General features: G+C 63.0%; 17 protein-coding genes and 1 tRNA gene. 9 read left to right on the top strand and 9 right to left on the bottom strand.

The annotated features are described in order from the left end of the window. Positions 1–13 precede the first annotated feature (13 nt). Both B9Z01_RS03460 and B9Z01_RS03455 read right to left on the bottom strand, forming a co-directional pair. The gene (locus B9Z01_RS03460) at positions 14–724 is read right to left on the bottom strand and encodes a peptidoglycan DD-metalloendopeptidase family protein (protein WP_085480835.1); all 711 of its coding nucleotides are present in this window, start codon (positions 722–724) and stop codon (positions 14–16) included. A 335-nt stretch (positions 725–1,059) separates the two neighbouring features. Beyond that, entirely contained in the window at positions 1,060–1,968 is a 909-nt protein-coding gene (locus tag B9Z01_RS03455; protein ID WP_085480834.1) for an aldose epimerase family protein, read from the bottom strand. A 637-nt stretch (positions 1,969–2,605) separates the two neighbouring features. Between B9Z01_RS03455 and B9Z01_RS03450 the strand changes: the two genes are divergently transcribed. From B9Z01_RS03450 to B9Z01_RS03440, 3 genes are all read left to right on the top strand, one after another. Next, a complete protein-coding gene (locus B9Z01_RS03450) occupies positions 2,606–3,436 on the top strand; it encodes an undecaprenyl-diphosphate phosphatase (protein ID WP_085480833.1) in 831 nt (276 codons plus the stop codon). Positions 3,437–3,669: 233 nt separating this feature from the next. Beyond that, positions 3,670–3,746, top strand: a tRNA-Arg gene (locus B9Z01_RS03445). A 166-nt stretch (positions 3,747–3,912) separates the two neighbouring features. Then, entirely contained in the window at positions 3,913–4,152 is a 240-nt protein-coding gene (locus tag B9Z01_RS03440; protein WP_143808807.1) for a hypothetical protein, read from the top strand. An 829-nt stretch (positions 4,153–4,981) separates the two neighbouring features. On the opposite strand, the gene B9Z01_RS03430 is transcribed toward B9Z01_RS03440, so the two are convergent. Then, positions 4,982–5,446: a hypothetical protein gene (locus tag B9Z01_RS03430; protein ID WP_085480830.1), complete on the bottom strand. Its 465-nt coding sequence runs from the start codon at positions 5,444–5,446 to the stop codon at positions 4,982–4,984. A gap of 328 nt (positions 5,447–5,774) precedes the next feature. Beyond that, positions 5,775–6,002: a hypothetical protein gene (locus B9Z01_RS03425; RefSeq protein ID WP_085480829.1), complete on the bottom strand. Its 228-nt coding sequence runs from the start codon at positions 6,000–6,002 to the stop codon at positions 5,775–5,777. 212 nt (positions 6,003–6,214) lie between these two features. Between B9Z01_RS03425 and B9Z01_RS03420 the strand changes: the two genes are divergently transcribed. Next, positions 6,215–6,733 (top strand): DUF2778 domain-containing protein, encoded by a 519-nt coding sequence (locus B9Z01_RS03420; RefSeq protein ID WP_085480828.1) that lies wholly within the window; start codon positions 6,215–6,217, stop codon positions 6,731–6,733. Then, positions 6,714–6,995, top strand: coding sequence for a hypothetical protein (locus B9Z01_RS03415; RefSeq protein WP_085480827.1), 282 nt, complete (start codon positions 6,714–6,716; stop codon positions 6,993–6,995). The genes B9Z01_RS03420 and B9Z01_RS03415 overlap by 20 nt, the downstream gene beginning before the upstream one ends. A 193-nt stretch (positions 6,996–7,188) precedes the next feature. On the opposite strand, the gene B9Z01_RS35405 is transcribed toward B9Z01_RS03415, so the two are convergent. Together B9Z01_RS35405 and B9Z01_RS36040 are read right to left on the bottom strand one after the other, a co-directional pair. Beyond that, a complete protein-coding gene (locus B9Z01_RS35405; RefSeq protein ID WP_167387405.1) occupies positions 7,189–7,341 on the bottom strand; it encodes a hypothetical protein in 153 nt (50 codons plus the stop codon). 366 nt (positions 7,342–7,707) lie between these two features. Further along, the gene (locus tag B9Z01_RS36040; RefSeq protein WP_244195927.1) at positions 7,708–7,872 is read right to left on the bottom strand and encodes a tyrosine-type recombinase/integrase; all 165 of its coding nucleotides are present in this window, start codon (positions 7,870–7,872) and stop codon (positions 7,708–7,710) included. 822 nt (positions 7,873–8,694) lie between these two features. Here B9Z01_RS36040 and B9Z01_RS03405 point away from each other — a divergent pair. Then, positions 8,695–9,546, top strand: coding sequence for a glycosyltransferase family 2 protein (locus B9Z01_RS03405; protein ID WP_085480826.1), 852 nt, complete (start codon positions 8,695–8,697; stop codon positions 9,544–9,546). Positions 9,547–9,636: 90 nt separating this feature from the next. On the opposite strand, the gene B9Z01_RS03400 is transcribed toward B9Z01_RS03405, so the two are convergent. Then, positions 9,637–11,199 (bottom strand): metal-dependent hydrolase family protein, encoded by a 1,563-nt coding sequence (locus B9Z01_RS03400; protein WP_143808804.1) that lies wholly within the window; start codon positions 11,197–11,199, stop codon positions 9,637–9,639. 295 nt (positions 11,200–11,494) lie between these two features. On the opposite strand from B9Z01_RS03400, the gene B9Z01_RS03395 reads away from it, so the two are divergent. Both B9Z01_RS03395 and B9Z01_RS03390 read left to right on the top strand, forming a co-directional pair. Continuing rightward, entirely contained in the window at positions 11,495–11,878 is a 384-nt protein-coding gene (locus B9Z01_RS03395) for a hypothetical protein (protein ID WP_085480825.1), read from the top strand. A 112-nt stretch (positions 11,879–11,990) separates the two neighbouring features. Continuing rightward, positions 11,991–12,458, top strand: a complete 468-nt coding sequence (locus B9Z01_RS03390) for an NUDIX hydrolase (protein WP_085480824.1) — start codon at positions 11,991–11,993, stop codon at positions 12,456–12,458. Between the two features lie 41 nt (positions 12,459–12,499). On the opposite strand, the gene B9Z01_RS03385 is transcribed toward B9Z01_RS03390, so the two are convergent. Both B9Z01_RS03385 and B9Z01_RS03380 read right to left on the bottom strand, forming a co-directional pair. After that, positions 12,500–13,561, bottom strand: a complete 1,062-nt coding sequence (locus tag B9Z01_RS03385; protein ID WP_085480823.1) for a transporter substrate-binding domain-containing protein — start codon at positions 13,559–13,561, stop codon at positions 12,500–12,502. A gap of 49 nt (positions 13,562–13,610) precedes the next feature. Then, positions 13,611–15,335, bottom strand: a complete 1,725-nt coding sequence (locus B9Z01_RS03380) for a glutamine--tRNA ligase/YqeY domain fusion protein (RefSeq protein ID WP_085480822.1) — start codon at positions 15,333–15,335, stop codon at positions 13,611–13,613. A 412-nt stretch (positions 15,336–15,747) separates the two neighbouring features. Between B9Z01_RS03380 and ggt the strand changes: the two genes are divergently transcribed. Continuing rightward, positions 15,748–17,532: a gamma-glutamyltransferase gene (ggt, locus tag B9Z01_RS03375; RefSeq protein ID WP_085480821.1), complete on the top strand. Its 1,785-nt coding sequence runs from the start codon at positions 15,748–15,750 to the stop codon at positions 17,530–17,532. The last annotated feature ends 109 nt before the right edge of the window (positions 17,533–17,641 follow it).

Raw genomic sequence — 17,641 nt, 5'->3', positions numbered from 1 at the left:
TGCTTCCGTGCGCCTAGCGCGGCGGCAGCGCCTTCGACGGATCGATCGAGCGGCCCTGATAGCGCAGCTCGAAGTGCAGCATCACGCGATCGGTATCGGTGTCGCCCATTTCGGCGATTTTCTGGCCGCGCGCGACCGATTCGCCTTCCTTCACGAGCAACACGCGATTGTGCGCGTAAGCGGTCAGGTAGTCGGCGTTGTGCTTGAGGATCAGCAGATTGCCGTAACCGCGCAGGCCATTGCCCGCGTACACCACGGTGCCCGACGCCGCGGCGACGACCGGCGTGCCGGGGGCCGCCGCGATGTCGATACCCTTCGAATTGGCGCCGTCGAAGCGGCGGATCACCGTGCCGTCGGCGGGCCACATGAGCGAGATCGACGCGGGCGGCGCTGACGTGCTGTTGGCGGGCGCCTGGCTCGGCGCGGCCGACGCGCTCGCGCTGCCATTACCGCCATTGCTGCGTACGGCGCCGCTCGTCGACGCCGCGCCACCCGGCGGCGCAACGCGCAGCACCTGACCGACCTCGATGCTGTCGGGGTTGGTCAGGTTGTTCCAGCGTGCGATGCTCTGCACCGACTGCCGGTTGCTGCGCGCGATCTTCGACAGCGTATCGCCCCGTTCGACCCGGTAGTAGCCCGGTCCCACCGGCGCCGACCCGCACGCGGCGAGCAGTGCCAGCAATAACGAGCAGCCGAGTCGTTTGATTCTTGTTGTTTCCAGCATTGGACCTCGCAAAGCGCTGCCGCGCGCTGATCCCGATCACGCGGCAGAGAGAGACAAAGCGTCTGATTTTAACGGTTTTGCGTTGCAGCACTCGCAAATGGGCGCGCGGGGGATGTCGCGTGGCGTTGCAGGCGGCTTCGACCGGCGCGATGCAGCGGGGTGTGCCGTGCAGTGAGCGGTAGGCGGGCTGGCGCGAAAGCGGCACACGGATCGCGGCGAAAACCAGCGCGAAAACAAGGGCAAAAGCCACACCGCCAAGCGCGCCGTAACCCGCGCCGTCCCGCATCGCCCCACGCCGTCCCGCATCGCTCCACACCGCCCCAAAACGCCGCCCCTCAGCGCGTCTTTTCGACGTGAATACGCAGTGCCGCCGTTTCGGTTTGACCCGGTTCGAGCCAGCGCAACCCCATGCCGTTGTGGATCGCATCCGGCAGCCCGAGCCACGGCTCGACGCAGTAGAAATCGGACTGCGGCGTTTCGGTCCACGTCGTCACGCAGTACCAGGGCACCGAACCCGGCCGCTGCAGATCGATCGTGATGATGCGGTTGATGCCCGGCGCGACGATCCGCACCGGCTGATCGGGCGTGCCGGTCAGACAATGGAAGCGATCGTGGATGCGCTCTTCGTCGAGCGTGTAGCGCGGCTCACCCGGCTCGGCGGCGCTGATCGAGCCGTCTTCGAGCTGGCGATGGCGCACGGTGGGCGGCAGCTCGATCGTGGTCGCGCCGCGCTGCGTGTGCGGCAGCGTGAAGTAGAAGTGATGGCCGGCGTAGTAGGGCAGGCGCGCATCGCCGGTATTGGTGGTGGTGAGCGTCACGTCGAGCGTGCGCGCGTCGGCGAGACTGTAGGCGGCCTCGAAACGGAAGCCGAACGGATAGAAGCCGCGGGTCGCCTCGCTGTCGGTCAGGACCATCCGCAGACCCGCGCCATGCACGTCGGCGTGTGCCTCGAACGGCAGGTCGCGCGCGAAGCCGTGCATCGGCAGTTCGCGCACCGTGCCTTGCGCGTCGCGCCAGTAGCCGATCTTGCCATCGACGCGATGCCGGCCGAGAAACGGAAAGAGCAGCGGATTGCCGCCGCGAATCCGCGCGGGTACGCTCCAGTCGGCGTGCTCGGGCCAGTGGATGACCTCTTCGCCGTCGATCGTCCACGACAGCAGACGGCCGCCGGCCTGCGGCGAAAAGCGGAGCACGGCAGTGTCCTGGTCGATCTCGAGAATGTCCTGTTCCGGGGAGAGAGGCATGGTGAATGGGTCGCTGAATAAAAGTTGAGGGTCGCGCGTGACGAAACAGCGATTTTGCGCTGCTTTGCGCTACGGGGAAACCCTTCCCGGGAAATTGCGGGTGTCGGAAAAGCACGAACCTTACCGATAATTTACCGAATCGCCCCCCAGTAAGTCCGACTCCCGGGCGCGATTGGCTCAGGAGGCCTCATGGATCTCGCAATGGCAATGGCCGTAGCTTTGTTCGGCATGTTCGCGGCAAGCACGTATTATTTCTTCCACTCGCTCGAACGCTGATTCAGCGGCTGTTCCACCCCACGCCGGCGCGAGCGGCGCACAGGCCGGACGGATCGAACCGGTTCGAATCCGCCGTGCGAGTTGCGCGCAAGATCGGTCCTATCGCTTCCTCGCCGATGCCGATCGAGCCTGATTGACTCGCCGCCCGCAGCGTAGCGCTGCGATCCGGCGCAGCCCATTTCCTTGCCGCGACGTAACAACGGTGTCGAGTTGTGACGCAGCGCGTCAATATTTCCCAGAATGCGATCCAACCGCTTGGCGCTGAGTGTGCAGCCAGGCATAATCGGTGCGCCTTTGACGCGCCGGCTTTCTATTTGTGCGGCGCGCAGTTCCCCGACACTTTCCTTACAAGGACCGCCGCGTGAACCTGTCGTTTCTAATTTTCCTGAGCGTGCTGCAAGGCGTCACCGAACTGTTTCCGGTGAGTAGCCTTGGGCACACGCTGCTCGTGCCCGCGCTGTTCGGCATGCATATCGACAAGCATGCGCCGCAGTTGCTGCCCTTCCTGGTCGCACTCCATCTCGGTACCGCGTTCGCGCTGCTGTGGTACTTCCGCAAGCGCTGGTACTCGCTCGTGCGCGGCTTTTTTGCCTCGCTCGGCGGCCGCCGCAACGACGACGGCCACATGATGTGGGCGCTCATCATCGGCACGATTCCGGCGGGTCTCGTCGGCCTGCTGCTGGAAAAGCGGCTCGAGCGGATTTTTCACGACCTGCGGATCGTCGCGATCGCGCTGATCGTCAACGGCGTGCTGTTGTGGTTCGGCGATCGCCTGCAGCGCTCGCGCGCGCATCAGGCGCCGGAAAAGTTGACGTTCCGCCAGGCATTCTTCGTCGGTCTCGCGCAGGTCGGCGCGCTGATTCCTGGCTTCTCGCGCAGCGGCCTGACGATGATCGCCGGCAATGCGGCCGGCCTGAGCGCCGAGAAAGCCGCCGAGTTTTCGTTCCTGCTCGGCACGCCGATCATTTTCGCGGCCGGTGTGCTCGAATTGCCGAAGCTGTTCCATGCGCCGGGCCAACTCGCGGACGCGGTGCTCGGCGGCGTGCTGACCGCGATCGCCGCGTACCTGAGCGTGCGCTTCCTGATGCGCTACTTCGAAGGCCGCGGCCGTCTCGCGTCGTTCGGTGTGTACTGTGTGATCGCGGGGATTCTGTTCCTCGGCTGGTTCATGCTGCATTCGCAGCCGGTTTGATGGCGCAGGGCGCGCGCCGTGGTGCCTGGATCGATCGGTTATAATCCGGGCCCGGCGCGGGTGGCCAGTGGTTCTTGTACGGTGTGATGGCCGGCGATTCCGGGCACGATGGCGGAAAATGCGGCGCCGCGCGGAGCGCAATTCGCGGTCTTCTGTCCGGTCAGTTAGAATTTCAGTCTGCATGGAATTGACAGCTCGAGGCGAGCGCGGGTTTCACGCAGAGATCGATCAATACGGCAGTAGCTCAGCTGGATAGAGCATCGGCCTTCTAAGCCGAGGGTCGGGGGTTCGAGCCCCTCCTGCCGTACCAGTAAAATCAAGCAGTTAGCCCGGTTTCGATGACCGGGCTTTTTGCTTTCTGAAACCTGTGTAAGTGCGGGTGTAAGTAATTTTTCGCCATGCCTTCCGGCCCGCGTTCCGCACCTGATTCCCGGCGCGATAATCGCGGCGTCGCCCATCACGTGTGCGAGGCCGCCATGTCACGATTCTGCCCATCCACCGTTGTATGGCTCGCCGATACCGACCGCGAAAGATTGGCGGAGATTGCGCTGCGCTTCGATGCGCCTTCCGGGCGCGTTGGCGGACGCATGCTGGCGAAAGCGCTCCTCACGTACACGCCGGGCGAGTTCGAGCAACAACCGAAGCCCAAGGTCGAACTCAACCGCGCCGGAAAACCGGCTAAGCAACGCCTCGTGCCCCGCTCGAACAAGCAATGATCGACCGAGATCAGTCACTTGTCGAGGTGGACTACCTTTATGGAAGTCCATCTTTTGATATCGATTGCTATCAGTACCCCCGCGCCGCCGCCTGCTTCGCCGTCGCCTTGAGCAGTTCGCCCGCGCGAATCTCAGCGCGCACGCGGATTTCCTGCGCGGTGCGTTCGGCTTCATGATTTCTCGCCTTGGCGTCTTTTTCGAGCGCTCGTGCGCCTGCAGGCCTCAATGCGGTTGCGTCCATCGATGAGACAGAAATGCGGGCACAAAAAAGCCCGCGCGAGGCGGGCAGCTGATGGCGAGCAACCGAAGGCTTGCCGATGTTCTCGAACTGATATTACGTCCGATTGGCGGGCATCGCAGCTATCGCCGCAATCAATTAGCTATGTCGGCTTGGAGGCGTCCGCTGGCAGAATAACGATGGGCGGATCGCATGTCATCGCCGTGTCTATCAGGTCCCATCGGTCTTCATACCCGTCCACGCTCCAGAAGTAGTCCCGGCTGAACGGCGGGATACTGACCGCGCGAACGCGATTGTCCTTATGGGCGATGCCGCCTTTGCCCGGTGTGGCGAGCCAGCGTCGATGCTTCGCACTCACGTTTTGCGCCATCTCTGCCGATGGGATAACAAAATAACGAAAATCTCCGTCAGCGCCAGGTCCCGGGATGCCCGCCAGAACCCAGAAAAAGTTTGGCCCAAATGTACGCTCTGCCTTCACGCCTACACTGCACGTGGGCTTACGCGGATCATACGTTTTCACCTGAATGTGGACGAACCTTGTCCCCGCCCTGTTGCTGCACAGAATATCCGTGTTCGGCGTGTTGCCTAGCGTCACGACTGCGGCATAGCCTCTTCGGCATAATTCGCCCGCGACAAAAAATTGGCCCGCGTTACCGCGATGCGATTTGTCCCGCTCGGTGGCCGGTGCATCTTCGGGCAGTGTAGCCATTTTCTCTCATCGCCTGATTGCCATGCATCATAACCCGGCATCAAGACGGGGGCTGCCATCTCACTCAGGTGCTGATGCGCGAGGCAGGCGAGCATACGCGTCACCCGGTCCACATCAATATTGAGTTCAGCCGCCATCGTAGCCCCGACTCGCGCGGGCCCGTTCAGCCACGCATCGCGCATTGCTCGCGCGTGTTCGAACATCACCCGCTCGGCCTGCTCAAACGGTATCAACTGGCTCGACTTCACGCCGAGTTCGAGCGTGTGCAATCCGGCGAGAGCACGTTCTTTTTCGAGCAGGACCGCAGCGAGGTTGCCATTGAATGGCGCGTGACGGCTCCCGCTCATGTGTACGGGAATTTGGGGAGCGCCAGCGTGTGCGTAGCTGGCGCACATCGAGCAGGCCGTCAGTGTTGCGATTGAGGAGCCCGCAAGCGATTACGCGGCGCACCTGCCGTTCATCCACGGCGGCACGCCGCGCAAACTCCCGTGCACTCACTAGCTCGGCCATCGTCGCTCCGGTGCGGACAACTTTTCAAATTCCTGGCTGGACGAAAAACACGCCGCGATGCAGGAATGTCGAGCCAGGACCTGAGAGAGCCCCGAGGGGGGGCCGTAAAGGGACGCCCGCGCGCGGGCGTTCCCAGGGCCTTTGCGCCGGGCCCACACTCTGGCCTTACTGCTTGCCGAACCGCCATTCGTTCGCCGCAACAATCCGTTTCGCAAGGGCCTTGGCCTCGGCGTCAGTTGGTGTACCGGGTTTCATGTCGAGCACTTTGCCGCGCACCACGGCGTCGAGCACGGGGCCGCGTGCGTTCAGCAGGTGCGCGTATTTTTCGCAGGGTTGGGGGTGGGCTTCATGTTGCCTCCTGTGGGTCATCCTGCTGTCAATCGAGCGCCGCATCGCGGACTCAGGATACTGGAGCCGCGCGTTTTCCTGTGATTCTGCAAAGAACCGTTAAATATTTGATTTGCGGCCAAGATTGGGCGCAAGCCCATTGCGATCAAGAATGCACCTCGGTAAAAAATGAAGCGTTCGCATAGCGCGCATCTCCTCGAGTAAGGTCCGCAATTGTGCAACGCTCATAAATTTACCAATGGAGAACATCAAGACGGATGGCTTATACGGGAAAATTTCTGGTAAATAACGAGCCTCTATCACCGCTCATCTTTGTCGGCCTCGGCACATTTAACGCGTATTCAGGCGACAAGCAATACCGCAATCGGGGCGGCTGCACGGCGGTGCCCAATAACGGTCCGATTCCCGCTGGTAAATACTGGATCGTCGCGCGTCCTACTGGCGGCATCCGCTCAAAGGCTTTAGCGTGGCTAAAAGACGAGTGGAATTCCATTTGGGGCCATCCGTCGAATCACGGCGAATGGTTCGCCCTGTATCGGGATGATGGGGCGATTGATGATGTGACGTGGGTCAATGGGGTCAAGCGAGGGCAGTTCCGCCTGCATCCGGCAGGCGGCCACGGTACTTCGTTAGGCTGCATCACTCTGCCGCGCCTTACTGATTTTTTGGCTATCCGGAACGCGCTTCTACACACCGCGACTATCCCTGTACGTAATTCAGGGCTCCACGCGTACGGAACGATCGAGGTAGTTACATATGGCAACACTTGTCCGTAGGCTTTTCAAGGTTGCATTGTTTTTCGGCCTGTTTTTTCTGTCGATTCTTTATGTCGGCCCGTACCATTACGATTGGTCGGAAAGCGAGGCGCGTGCATGGTGGAATGCCTCCGATTGGCTTGGTATCCGCGATCCCGATGACCTGTTTATCATGGTGTGGATAACTATCGAACTGATCGTGGCGGTGCTGGCGTATCTGGCGATCATGAGACTTTGGCGATGCTATCGGAGCAAACATCCCACCGGGACTGGCGGAACATGATTTCCGAACCTGCTGTGTAGGCGCCGGCCAAATCGTTTAACCGCGCGAAGCCGTAACCAGGATTCGCTGCGGTTGTGCTGATGTGGCAGATGACGGCGGCAAAACGCCCCGATTGACGCGCGTCACTAGCATGTGCTGAAGCCCCGGACTGTACCGTGCAGCCGGGGCTTTCGTTTTTCCAGCGGGCGGCGCATCAGTCAGCCTCGGGATCGCCCGACAGATCACCTCGCGCTCCGCCCAATTCACGCAGTTGCAGCACATCCGGCTCGCGCATCTCGAACACGTGCTGCGCGCTGATCGGCTCGCTCTTGTCCGCAAGAACTGCTTCGAATGTTTCCTTTGGCACGTCAGCAAGCTGTTGCCACTGCGACGACTGATCCTTCGAGATGTCCTACTGTGCCAACGTTGGCGGCTCATGTGCGGTGCTATCGGTGGACCGCACAATCTTCGCGCCGCGTCCACCGGGATTGCCGCGCGCTTATGTCCCGTGATACTCGCCACTTCCATCATGTTAAGCCCGCGTTCGAAAAGGCTGCTTGTTGCCTCATGCCGTAGATCGTGGAATCGGATGCCGATAAGCCAGCGCGAATCTATGGGCCGATCCCATACACGGCACGTCGATTCGCAGGTCTTGCGTGCCCGCCGTACAGCGCGACAAAAGGCCCGAGAGACCGCGCTGTCGGTCACGGAAGGGTACGTACACCCGACCTCTCTACGGGCCTATAGGACCGCTACGGCCACGCTGTGGCGGTACAGTGCGGGGCGTGTCTGTCTTGGTTACAGGCAGATACGCCGTGCGCCTATCTAGGTTGACATACTCCCAACGCAACGTAACTATCTCGCCTCGGCGCATTCCCGTTGCGACAGCGAAGCGCACTACATCCCCAAGCACTTCGGATTCTGTGGCGTCAATGATTGCCTGTAGCTCGTCGCGCCGCGCGCGGCGGTCCCTGCCAGCGGGCAAGCGGGGCTTGATGACCTGGGGCACGCCACCGGGCAGGACGATTCCTCATTCACGGGACATGCCTGGCTCATGCACGACCGTATCTCTTCTTACGAACTTGGGATTGCCACTTGCCTTCCCGGTGTTTGATAGTTGCCATTGCGATCCTTTCGTCGGTCGCCGTGTGGCGAGATTGTGGCAAAATGCAGAGCATCGGCCTTGGAGTGCCGTGCCACGGGCATGGGGCGAATCGCTTCTAAGCCGAGGGTCGGGGGTTCGAGCCCCTCCTGCCGTGCCAATACTGGTAAGGGTTTGCGGGTCGGTTCGTGCTGGGCAGTGGTTTTATTCGCCGCGGAACCATTCTTGCGGCATCTCTGCGCAGGCAACCTGGAGATGCGTCCCGCAGCCATCCTTCTTTCGCGCGCAGATGAGCGAAGCCGCTTTTCCACGCGTGCGCCGGCGCTCCGCGCGAGCGGGAAAGGCGTGTTGTCGATGGTCTCCAATGGCCTGTAACGGCGCCTGCTCTCCCTGTGATCCCTGGTCACGACGCCCGTATCCCCGAACGAAAAGACCGACGACTCCGGTCAGCAAGCGTCCGCGCCAAACCGGCAGATCGCGTCTTGAAGTGAGCGCGGCGACAATTCCCATCAGCACCGCGCGTGCTTTCGTGCCCGTCTATGCGCATCCGTCGAAATTCGCGACGCTTCAGAGCGTCGCTAGGCTAGACTCGGCACCACATCAACATTGCGTAGAGCCATGACAAAAATATCTATCGTTGTTCCATGCTTTAACCAGCAGGAATTCATCGCGGAAACGCTCGAATCGGTGTTGCATCAGTCGTTCACCGATTGGGAATGTATCGTTGTCAACGATGGTTCGACGGATGGATCAGCGGCTGTTATTCAACGCTATGCGGAGAAGGATCCCCGGTTTCTGTCGTTCACAAGGGAAAACGGCGGCGTCGCGGCGGCGCGAAATTTCGGCTTCGCGCAGGCAAGTGGCGATCTGTTCGTCCCCCTCGATGGTGACGACCAGATTCACCCTGATTTTCTGCGGCGAGCCCTCGCGTGTTTCACTGAACAACCGGACACCGATCTTGTTCACTGCAAAACGCAGCGTATCGGGGAGTCGAAAAAAATCTGGCGTTTGCCCGAGTACAGCTATGAAAAACTGCTCTGGCAAAACATGATCGTCAATACGACCATGTACCGGCGCGACGCCTTCTTTCGTGTCGGCGGCTATTCATCGGAAATGATTCACGGGTTCGAGGATTGGGAGTTCTACGTGCGGCTTCTGAACCCTGCATCGAAGGTGCGCTTTATCGATGCGCCGATGTATCTTTACCGCGTGAAGAAAAGCTCACGGTCAACCGAACTGGTGACATTGGGAAAGGTCGAGGAATCGCAGCGTCTTATCTACACGCGTAACAGGGGTGCCTATGAGTCTTTCATGGAGAACCCCATCAGCGTGTTCGGCAAGCGTATGAAAGAGTTTGCGCCGTTCTTTTCTTCGCGATACAGGCGGACGCTCCGATACGTGCATATGGGCTATGCAAGCGTGATTGCAGGGTTGCTGATCGTCATTGCATGGTTGCTCATCAGGCATTAACGCACACTGATTCATGATTCGTTCCGGTCGGGTATCCCGGGCCAGTCGGGTTTTCGAGCCGTTTTCCATACCGCCGCGCTTGCGTCGGCATCAGTTGAACGCCACTCCCAACGTATCCTTGAAAATCCGCCCGTCCTTCATGATGAGCGCGAGATTGCTCGCGGGGTCGGCGATAAGCTGGATGTTCGCGAGCGGATCGCCCCTGACGATCAGCAGGTCCGCGAGCGCCCCCGCCTCGATCACGCCGAGCTTGCCGGGGTAGGGGTTGCGCGGTCCCGCCATCGCGAGTAGTTCCGCGTTGATGCGGGTCGCCATCGTGAGCACGTCGGCGGGCTCGTACCAGCGCGCCATCTTCGCGAGTTGCGCGCCCTGGCGAGTCGCGAGTTTCGCGTCGAACAGCGTATCGGTGCCCCATGCGGTTTTCAGGCCGTGTTTTTTCGCGAGTTCGTAGGCCGTGTCCGTGCCGTTCGACATCTCGATCTGCTTGAGCCGGCTGGGCGAACCTTCGGGGAAGAAGATCGCGTCTTCATCGTCGAGAAACGGCTGCAGGCTGATCCAGATACCTTCGGCGGCGAGCAGCTTCGCGGTGCCTTCATCCATCAACTGGCCGTGCTCGATGCACCTGACGCCGCCGCGCACGGCCGTCTGGATCGCGCGCGGCATATACGCGTGGACGGCCACATAGGTGCCCCAGTTCTCGGCGGCGTCGACGGCCGCGCGAAACTCGTCCTGGGTGTATTGGGAGACGTCGAGCGGGTCGTAGCTTGACGCAACGCCGCCGCCCGCCGCGAGCTTGAGCTGGCTCGCGCCGAGCATCAACTGCTCGCGCGCGCGTTTGAGGATTTCGGCCGTGCCGTCCGCGATCGCGCCGGCGCCGAGCGTTTCGCCGCGCGAGAGCGATTGTCCCGGATGCGAGGGAATCTCGTAGGGCATGCGGAAGTCGCCGTGCCCCGAGGTCTGCGAGATCATCGCGCCCGACGGCCAGATGCGTGGCCCCGTCATCATGCCGAGATCGATCGCCTTCTTCAGCGAGAACGCGGGCCCGGCCATGTCGCGGATGCTCGTGAAGCCGCGCATCAGCATGCGTTCGGCTTCGCTCGCGGCGGCGAGATGAATGAAGCCGATGTCGGCCACCATCAACTGATTCATCGGGAGCGAGGTCATCATGATGTGCGCGTGCGCGTCGATGAGCCCGGGCATCAGCGTATGTCCGCCGCCGTCGACCACCTGCATGCCGTCGAGCTTCTGGCCGTCGTCGGGCTCGACGGCGGTGATCGTGTTGCCGCTGACGATGACGCGATACCCGCTGCGCAGCGTTTTGCTCTTGCCGTCGAAGAGACGGATGTTCGTGAAGGCGACGGCGGGTGGATGGGGTTGCGATGCGGCGGACGCGCCTCGCTGCGAGGCGGTTTGCGCTGCGCTTTGCGATGCTGGTGCGGACCCGCCGGCCGCGGCCGCCGGAGTTGCCGCATTCGCTGCATTCGCCTCGCGCGGCACGATGTCATGGGAAGAGGACGGCAGGCCGAACGACGGCTCCGGCGCCTCGCCGAGCGCCTCGCTCAGGCGCGCATTGAGCCGCAGAAACGACGGGCTGTGGCAGATGCACCTCCAACCGGCGACACGCGTTTGACCATGCGATGCTTGCATTTCCATTCGAGACTCCCAGGCTCAGAACCAGGCTCAAAAGGGACGCCGCCGCCGACACAATCGTCGACCCAACGTTGCGCCGGGACAGGCGTTCATCGTGCACTCGGCGCATCTTAGCAGCTTGCTTTGGCCTCGCAACCGGCGCCGTCGCGCATCTCCGTTTCGATTCCGCCGGCCGCTCGCACCCTGCCATTTGCCATACAGTCTCCGGAAGCCTGCATGCTATGCTTTTGAGGTCTGGATCAAAAACCGCCGCGCGCTCGCGAGCGCCGCGCACACTTTCTTTCGAGGAGAACCCATCATGTCGATGCGAACCCGCGTGCTGTTCCGCCTGAGTGCCGCGAGCCTGCTGCTGGGCGCCGCTATCGGCGCGCAGGCGGCGAACCTCGGTTTTCTGAACGACACGCCGATCACCTACATGAAGCAGCGCGACGTCGACTCGATCAAGCACGCGGTTTTCAGCGCGCTCGATGACAAGAAAGACGGCGAGAGCGTCACATGGGACAACGAAGGCACCGGCAATAGCGTGAAGATCGACGCGAACATCACGCTGGACAGCACCTCGACCGATGGCGGGCACACCTGCCGTTCCCTTGCCGTCGTGCTCAATGCGAAGGGGCAGTCGATGAACCTGCGTCCGAGCTTCTGCAAGGACGGCGGAGTCTGGCACCTGCAGAAGCGCTGAGCATGCGTGGGATGACGGCGCCGCGCGCCGCTCTGGCGCCGTTGCGGCTATGTGCGGTTGCTGCGCGTCGTTGTGGTGAGCCTGGGGTGGGCGCCGAGGTTGAGGTGCGGCGATGAGCCCGCGAATCGTGTCATGCGGGATCGTGCTGCTCGACCCGGACGGCCGGGTGCTGCTCGCGCACGCCACGGAAACGTCGCACTGGGACATCCCAAAAGGACAGGGCGAGGAGGGCGAGCTGCCGCGCGTCACTGCGCTGCGAGAGATGGTGGAAGAGACCGGCATCGCGCTCGAGCCCGAGCGCCTGAAAGATCTCGGCCTCTTCGTCTACCGGCGCGACAAGGATTTGCACCTGTTCGCCGCGCGCGCGCGCGCCGGTGAATTCGATCTGAGCGTCTGCACCTGCACGTCGCTGTTTCCGCGCCGCTCGGACGGCACGCTGATCCCTGAAATGGACGCGTACCGCTGGGCGTCGATCGAAGAGATCCCCCAGTACGCGAGCCGCAGTCTCACACGGCTCTTCGAGACGACGTTGTCGCTCGCGGAACTGCATCGCTCGCTAAGACGAAACGGCGACGAATAACGGCAACGAATAAAGCCAGCAAATAACGACGCGCGTCGCCTTCAATCGAGCGCGCGGTCGTTCGGATGCGCGAACAGCGCGCGGTTCGACTCCGACATCGGGAAATTGAGATTGATGCCGAGCGGCGGGATGGGCTCTGTGAACCACTGCTTGTACAGACGCTCCGCATCGCCGGACGTCTGCGAGTGCGCGATCACGCGGTTCACGAGATCGCGGAACGGCTCGTCGCCTTTGCGGAACATGCACGCATAGACTTCGTAGCCGAGCGGCGTGCCCGTCACGACGAAATCGTCGGGATGCGGGTCGGCCGCCTTGAAGCCGTACACGATCGGCTCGTCCATCACGAAGGCCACTGCGCGGCCTTCCTTGAGCGCTGTGAACGCTTCCTGATGATCGCGCGTGCTCAGGATGCGCATGTTCAACTGCTTGTCGGTATTGAGGCGGCGCAGCAGGCGTTCGTCGGACGTGCCCGCGGTCGTCACGACCGGTTTCGCGGCCAGGTCCGCGAAGTCGGTGATGCCGCTGTTCTTGCGCGTAATCATGCGCACTGCGTACTGGAAGAAGCTGTCCGAGAAGGCGACGACGTTTTCGCGCTCGACCGTGTGCGTGGTCGAGCCGCATTCCAGATCGATCTGGTTGTTCATCAGCATCGGCGCGCGGTTCGCCGAGGTCACGGTGACCTCATGAACCCGCAGTTGCGGTATGCCGAGCGTCTTTCTGATTTCATCGACGATCTGCATCGCGATCGCCTGCGAGTAGCCGACCGTGCGCGTGCCATCGAAGTAGGAGAAAGGAATCGATGCCTCGCGCACGCCGAGCGCGATAACGCCGTCGTCGTGGATTTTTTTCAGCGTGCCGGTGAGTTCGTCCGCGTGGGCCGTGCCGCTGAGCAAGACCGCGCCGCACGCGGCCAGCGCGAGGAGCACGCCGCGCGCGGCGCCCGCGATCCGGGCGAACGGTTCAGGATGGGCACGAGGGATGTGAGGGACGCGAGTAGTGCGGCTCGCCGCCGCACGTGCCAGCGCGCGGCGCGGAAAGCGCGGGCAATAGATGATTCGAGCCGTATCCCCAGTACCTGTTGCGCGGCGTGCTGCGATTTTCATCGGACCTCCCGGATCGGTCAGGAACGCCACCGACGAGATCGACGCCGGCTTACGCCGGCTTCCCCCAACTGTCGCGCAGACTGACGATGCGGTTGAATACGGGCTTACCCGGTTGCGAATCGACGCGGTCGGCGACGAAGTAGCCGTGGCGTTCGAACTGGTAGCGCTGCTCCGGCAGCGCATGGCGCGCGCCCGTTTCGAGGTAGGCCTGGACCACACGCTTCGAATCCGGATTCAGCGCCTCGAGGAAGTCGCGCCCGCCCGCGTCCGGCTGCGGCTCCTTGAACAGACGGTCGTAGAGGCGCACTTCGGCCGGGCATGCCGCCGCCGCGCTGACCCAGTGGATATTGCCCTTGACCTTGTAGTTGTTCGCGCCTTCGGTGCCCGACTTGCTGTCCGGGAAGTAGTTGCAGTGCACCGCGACGACGTTGCCGTTCTCGTCCTTGTCCGCGTGCGTGCATTCGATCACGTAGCCATAGCGCAGGCGCACCTTGTTGCCCGGGAACAGGCGGAAGTAGCCCTTCGGCGGCGTTTCCGTGAAGTCCTCGCGCTCGATCCACAGTTCGCGCGAAATCGGGAATTCGCGCAGGCCCTGTTCCGGGTGATGCGGATGCACCGGCGCGCTGCACTGCTCGGTGAGGTTCTCGGGGAAGTTGTCGATGATGAGCTTGACCGGGTCGAGCACGGCGACGGTGCGCGGCGCCTTCGCGTCGAGGTCGTCGCGCAGCGCGCCTTCGAACACGCTCATGTCGATCCACGAATCGACCTTGGTCACGCCGATGCGCTCGCAGAACAGCTGGATCGCCTCGGGCGTGAAGCCGCGCCGCCGCACGCCGACGATGGTCGGCATGCGCGGGTCGTCCCAGCCGTCCACGTGGCCTTCGGTGACGAGTTGCAGCAGCTTGCGCTTGCTCGTGATCGCGTAGGTCAGGTTCAGGCGCGAAAACTCGATTTGCTGCGGCAGCGGGCGCGTGAAGACGCCGGCTTCGGCCAGTTCGTTCAGGATCCAGTCGTAGAGCGGCCGGTGGTCTTCGAACTCGAGCGTGCACAGCGAATGCGTGATGTTTTCGAGCGCGTCCGAGATGCAGTGCGTGTAGTCGTACATCGGGTACACGCACCAGGTGTCGCCGGTGCGGTAATGATGCGCGAAGCGAATGCGGTAGATCACCGGGTCGCGCATGTTGAAGTTCGGCGAGCCCATGTCGATCTTCGCGCGCAGCACGTGCTCGCCTTCCTTGAACTCGCCCGCCTTCATGCGGCGGAACAGGTCGAGATTTTCCTCGACCGTGCGCTCGCGAAAGCGCGACGGCGTGCCGACTTCGGTAGCCGAGCCGCGGTTCGCGCGGATTTCCTCGGCCGACTGGCTGTCAACGTATGCCTTGCCGCGCTGGATCAGCAGTTCGGCGAACTCGTACAGCTTGTCGTAGTAGTCGCTCGCGTAGTACAGATGCTCAGTGCGGTCCTTTGCCCATTCGAAGCCGAGCCAGCGCACCGAGTCGACGATCGAGTCGACGTACTCGACGCTTTCCTTCTCCGGATTGGTGTCGTCGAAGCGCAGATGGCACACGCCGCCATAGCTGCGCGCGACGCCGAAATTCAGGCAGATGCTCTTCGCGTGACCGATGTGCAGATAGCCGTTCGGCTCGGGCGGGAAGCGCGTTTCGACGCGCTGGCTCCACTTGCCGGTGCGGTTGTCGTCGTCGATGATGTTGCGGATGAAATTGGATGCCGCGGGCGCGTCGTTGCGTTCAGCGTCTTTGCGTTCGGTATTCATGCGAGAAGGTGAGAGTCCGTGGGGTCGCGCAATGCGCCCGCTAAGCATTCAATTCTACCTGACGAGCCCGCTCGCGGCAGGCCGGTGCGGCGCGAGGCCAACGCGCGCGAGCGTTTTGCGCGGGGCGGAGGCGGCAAGGGGCAGCCTGGCGGCGCTTCAGGCTATGCTGTACCGGTGCTGTAACAGGAGGTAAAACGGTTTGTCGGGCTGCGCGCCGGCGACTTAGGATGCGAGCGGCATAGCCCGCCTGGCGGTCCGTCTTTCCGCGCGGCGCGTGGCGCATTGCGCACGGTGGCTTGTGCCGCCTGGCTTGCGCTGCCGCACGCCGCTTTGCCCGTCCCTGTTCCTGTCGCCTTGCGCGAACCCCAGCCGTTCGTGCACCATGGCTGCCCTCGTTGCCGGAGTTTCTCGGATGTCTGTCCCGATGCACGGCGCGTCCCGCGCGCTTTTCGCTTCCGCTTCCTCGGCGGGTCCGTTCTCTTCCCGAATCCGCATCGCGCTCGCTTCGGCGTGGTTCGCCGCGTTGGCCGGGAGTCTTGCCGCGCCGCTTCCCGCCGCAGCGAAAACGCCGCCGCCGAAGCCCGCGCTCGACGCGTCGGCGGTAGCCGTGCCCGACAGCTATAGCGCTGACGCCGCGCAGCAGATCTTCGCCGAAGGCGGCAACGCGGTCGATGCCGCCGTCGCGATCGCCTTCACGCTGGCCGTGACGCGGCCCGATGCGGGCAACATCGGCGGGGGCGGGTTCATGACGCTGTTCGTGGACGGCAAACCGTATTTTCTCGACTACCGCGAGCAAGCGCCGCAGCAGGCGACCCGCGACATGTATCTCGACGATAAGGGCAACGTGTTGCCCGGCACGAGCACCGTCGGCTATCGCGCGGTAGCCGTGCCGGGCACGGTCGACGGCATGTGGGAAGCGCAGCGGCGTTTCGGCAAGCTCAAATGGAAGCAGGTGCTCGCGCCCGCGATCCACTATGCGACCGACGGCTTCCAGGTCGACTCGCGCCTGCCGCAGCGCCGTGATGTGGCCGCGAAGAGTTTCGCCGGCCGCACCAATTTCGATGCGTATTTCGCGAACCTGAAGGCGGGCGCGACGCTGCGTCAGCCGGAGCTTGCGCAAACGCTCTCGCGGATCGCGAGCGACGGCGGCCGTGAGTTTTACGAAGGGCACACCGCGGAGCTGATCGCGCAGCAGATGTATGGTCATGGGATCGTTACGAAGCAGGACCTGATGCAGTACAAAGCGGTGTGGCGCGAGCCGCTCGCCGCCGACTGGAACGGCTACCGCGTGATTACCGCGCCGCCGCCGAGCTCGGGCGGCATCGGGCTGATCCAGATGCTGAAGATGAAGGCCGATCTGAAGCCCGCGTTCGACGGCCTCGCGCTGAATTCGGCGCCGTACATTCACCTGATCGCGCAGATCGAGGACCGCGTGTTCGCCGACCGGCAGCGCTACATCGGCGATCCGGACGCGACCCCGGTGCCGGCCGCGAAGCTGATCGACGACGCGTACCTCGCGCAACGCGCGGACGAAGTCAAACCCGACGAAGTGCCGGGCGCGGCGCCGGTCAAGCCCGGTCTCGGCGAGGCGGCGGCCGAGAAGGCGCAGACCACGCATTTCTCGGTAGTCGACAAGTGGGGCAATGCCGTGTCGAACACCTACACGCTGAACGGCGATTTCGGTTCGGGCGTCGTGGTGGACGGCGGCGGTTTCCTGCTCAACGATGCGATGGACGATTTCGTCATCAAGCCGGCCGTCAATGGCGCGGCCGCCACGCCTGGCGCGGCCGGCGCGGACCTCGACGCGGTCGCGCCGGGGCGCCGCCCGGTTTCGTCGATGACGCCCACGCTGCTGCTGAAGGACGGCAAGGTCGCGCTCGCGATCGGCACGCCCGGTGGCTCGCGCATCCTGACGACGATTTTCCAGGTGATGACGAATCTGTACGACTTCGGCATGACGCCCACGGACGCCCTTGCCGCGATGCGTTTTCATCATCAGTTGCTGCCGCAGAAGACGATCTACTTCGAGCCGTACCATCCTGTTCCGGATGATCTGGCCGCGCAGTTGAAGGCGCTCGGCTACACGCTCGAACAGCAGTCGTTCAACGGCGACGTGCAGATGATTCGCGTCGATGGCACGACGCCCGAGCCGGCGAGCGATCCGCGCGGCGCCGGGGTGGCGCGGGTGATACGGTAGGCGGTTGGCGGTTCGGTCGAACGAACTGCAACGGGTAATTCGCCGTGGGCGGATTTGCGGCAGACCCGTTGCAGATTCGCACCGGATTCGCACCGGATTTGCAATAGAC

This window comes from Paraburkholderia susongensis, assembly GCF_900177725.1.
Classification (GTDB): domain Bacteria; phylum Pseudomonadota; class Gammaproteobacteria; order Burkholderiales; family Burkholderiaceae; genus Paraburkholderia; species Paraburkholderia susongensis.
This window is presented reverse-complemented; position numbering and strand designations above follow the sequence as displayed.

Excerpts from the sequence above, each read along its gene's own strand:
- B9Z01_RS03400 (WP_143808804.1), bottom strand. The coding sequence starts at position 11,199 with ATGGAAATGCAAGCATCGCATGGTCAAACGCGTGTCGCCGGTTGGAGG.
- B9Z01_RS03390 (WP_085480824.1), top strand. The coding sequence starts at position 11,991 with ATGAGCCCGCGAATCGTGTCATGCGGGATCGTGCTGCTCGACCCGGAC.
- B9Z01_RS03415 (WP_085480827.1), top strand. The coding sequence starts at position 6,714 with ATGGCAACACTTGTCCGTAGGCTTTTCAAGGTTGCATTGTTTTTCGGC.
- B9Z01_RS03460 (WP_085480835.1), bottom strand. The coding sequence starts at position 724 with ATGCTGGAAACAACAAGAATCAAACGACTCGGCTGCTCGTTATTGCTG.
- B9Z01_RS03425 (WP_085480829.1), bottom strand. The coding sequence starts at position 6,002 with ATGCGGCGCTCGATTGACAGCAGGATGACCCACAGGAGGCAACATGAA.
- B9Z01_RS03430 (WP_085480830.1), bottom strand. The coding sequence starts at position 5,446 with ATGAGCGGGAGCCGTCACGCGCCATTCAATGGCAACCTCGCTGCGGTC.
- B9Z01_RS03395 (WP_085480825.1), top strand. The coding sequence starts at position 11,495 with ATGTCGATGCGAACCCGCGTGCTGTTCCGCCTGAGTGCCGCGAGCCTG.
- B9Z01_RS03420 (WP_085480828.1), top strand. The coding sequence starts at position 6,215 with ATGGCTTATACGGGAAAATTTCTGGTAAATAACGAGCCTCTATCACCG.
- B9Z01_RS03440 (WP_143808807.1), top strand. The coding sequence starts at position 3,913 with ATGTCACGATTCTGCCCATCCACCGTTGTATGGCTCGCCGATACCGAC.
- B9Z01_RS03455 (WP_085480834.1), bottom strand. The coding sequence starts at position 1,968 with ATGCCTCTCTCCCCGGAACAGGACATTCTCGAGATCGACCAGGACACT.
- B9Z01_RS03380 (WP_085480822.1), bottom strand. The coding sequence starts at position 15,335 with ATGAATACCGAACGCAAAGACGCTGAACGCAACGACGCGCCCGCGGCA.
- B9Z01_RS03405 (WP_085480826.1), top strand. The coding sequence starts at position 8,695 with ATGACAAAAATATCTATCGTTGTTCCATGCTTTAACCAGCAGGAATTC.
- B9Z01_RS03385 (WP_085480823.1), bottom strand. The coding sequence starts at position 13,561 with ATGAAAATCGCAGCACGCCGCGCAACAGGTACTGGGGATACGGCTCGA.
- ggt (WP_085480821.1), top strand. The coding sequence starts at position 15,748 with ATGTCTGTCCCGATGCACGGCGCGTCCCGCGCGCTTTTCGCTTCCGCT.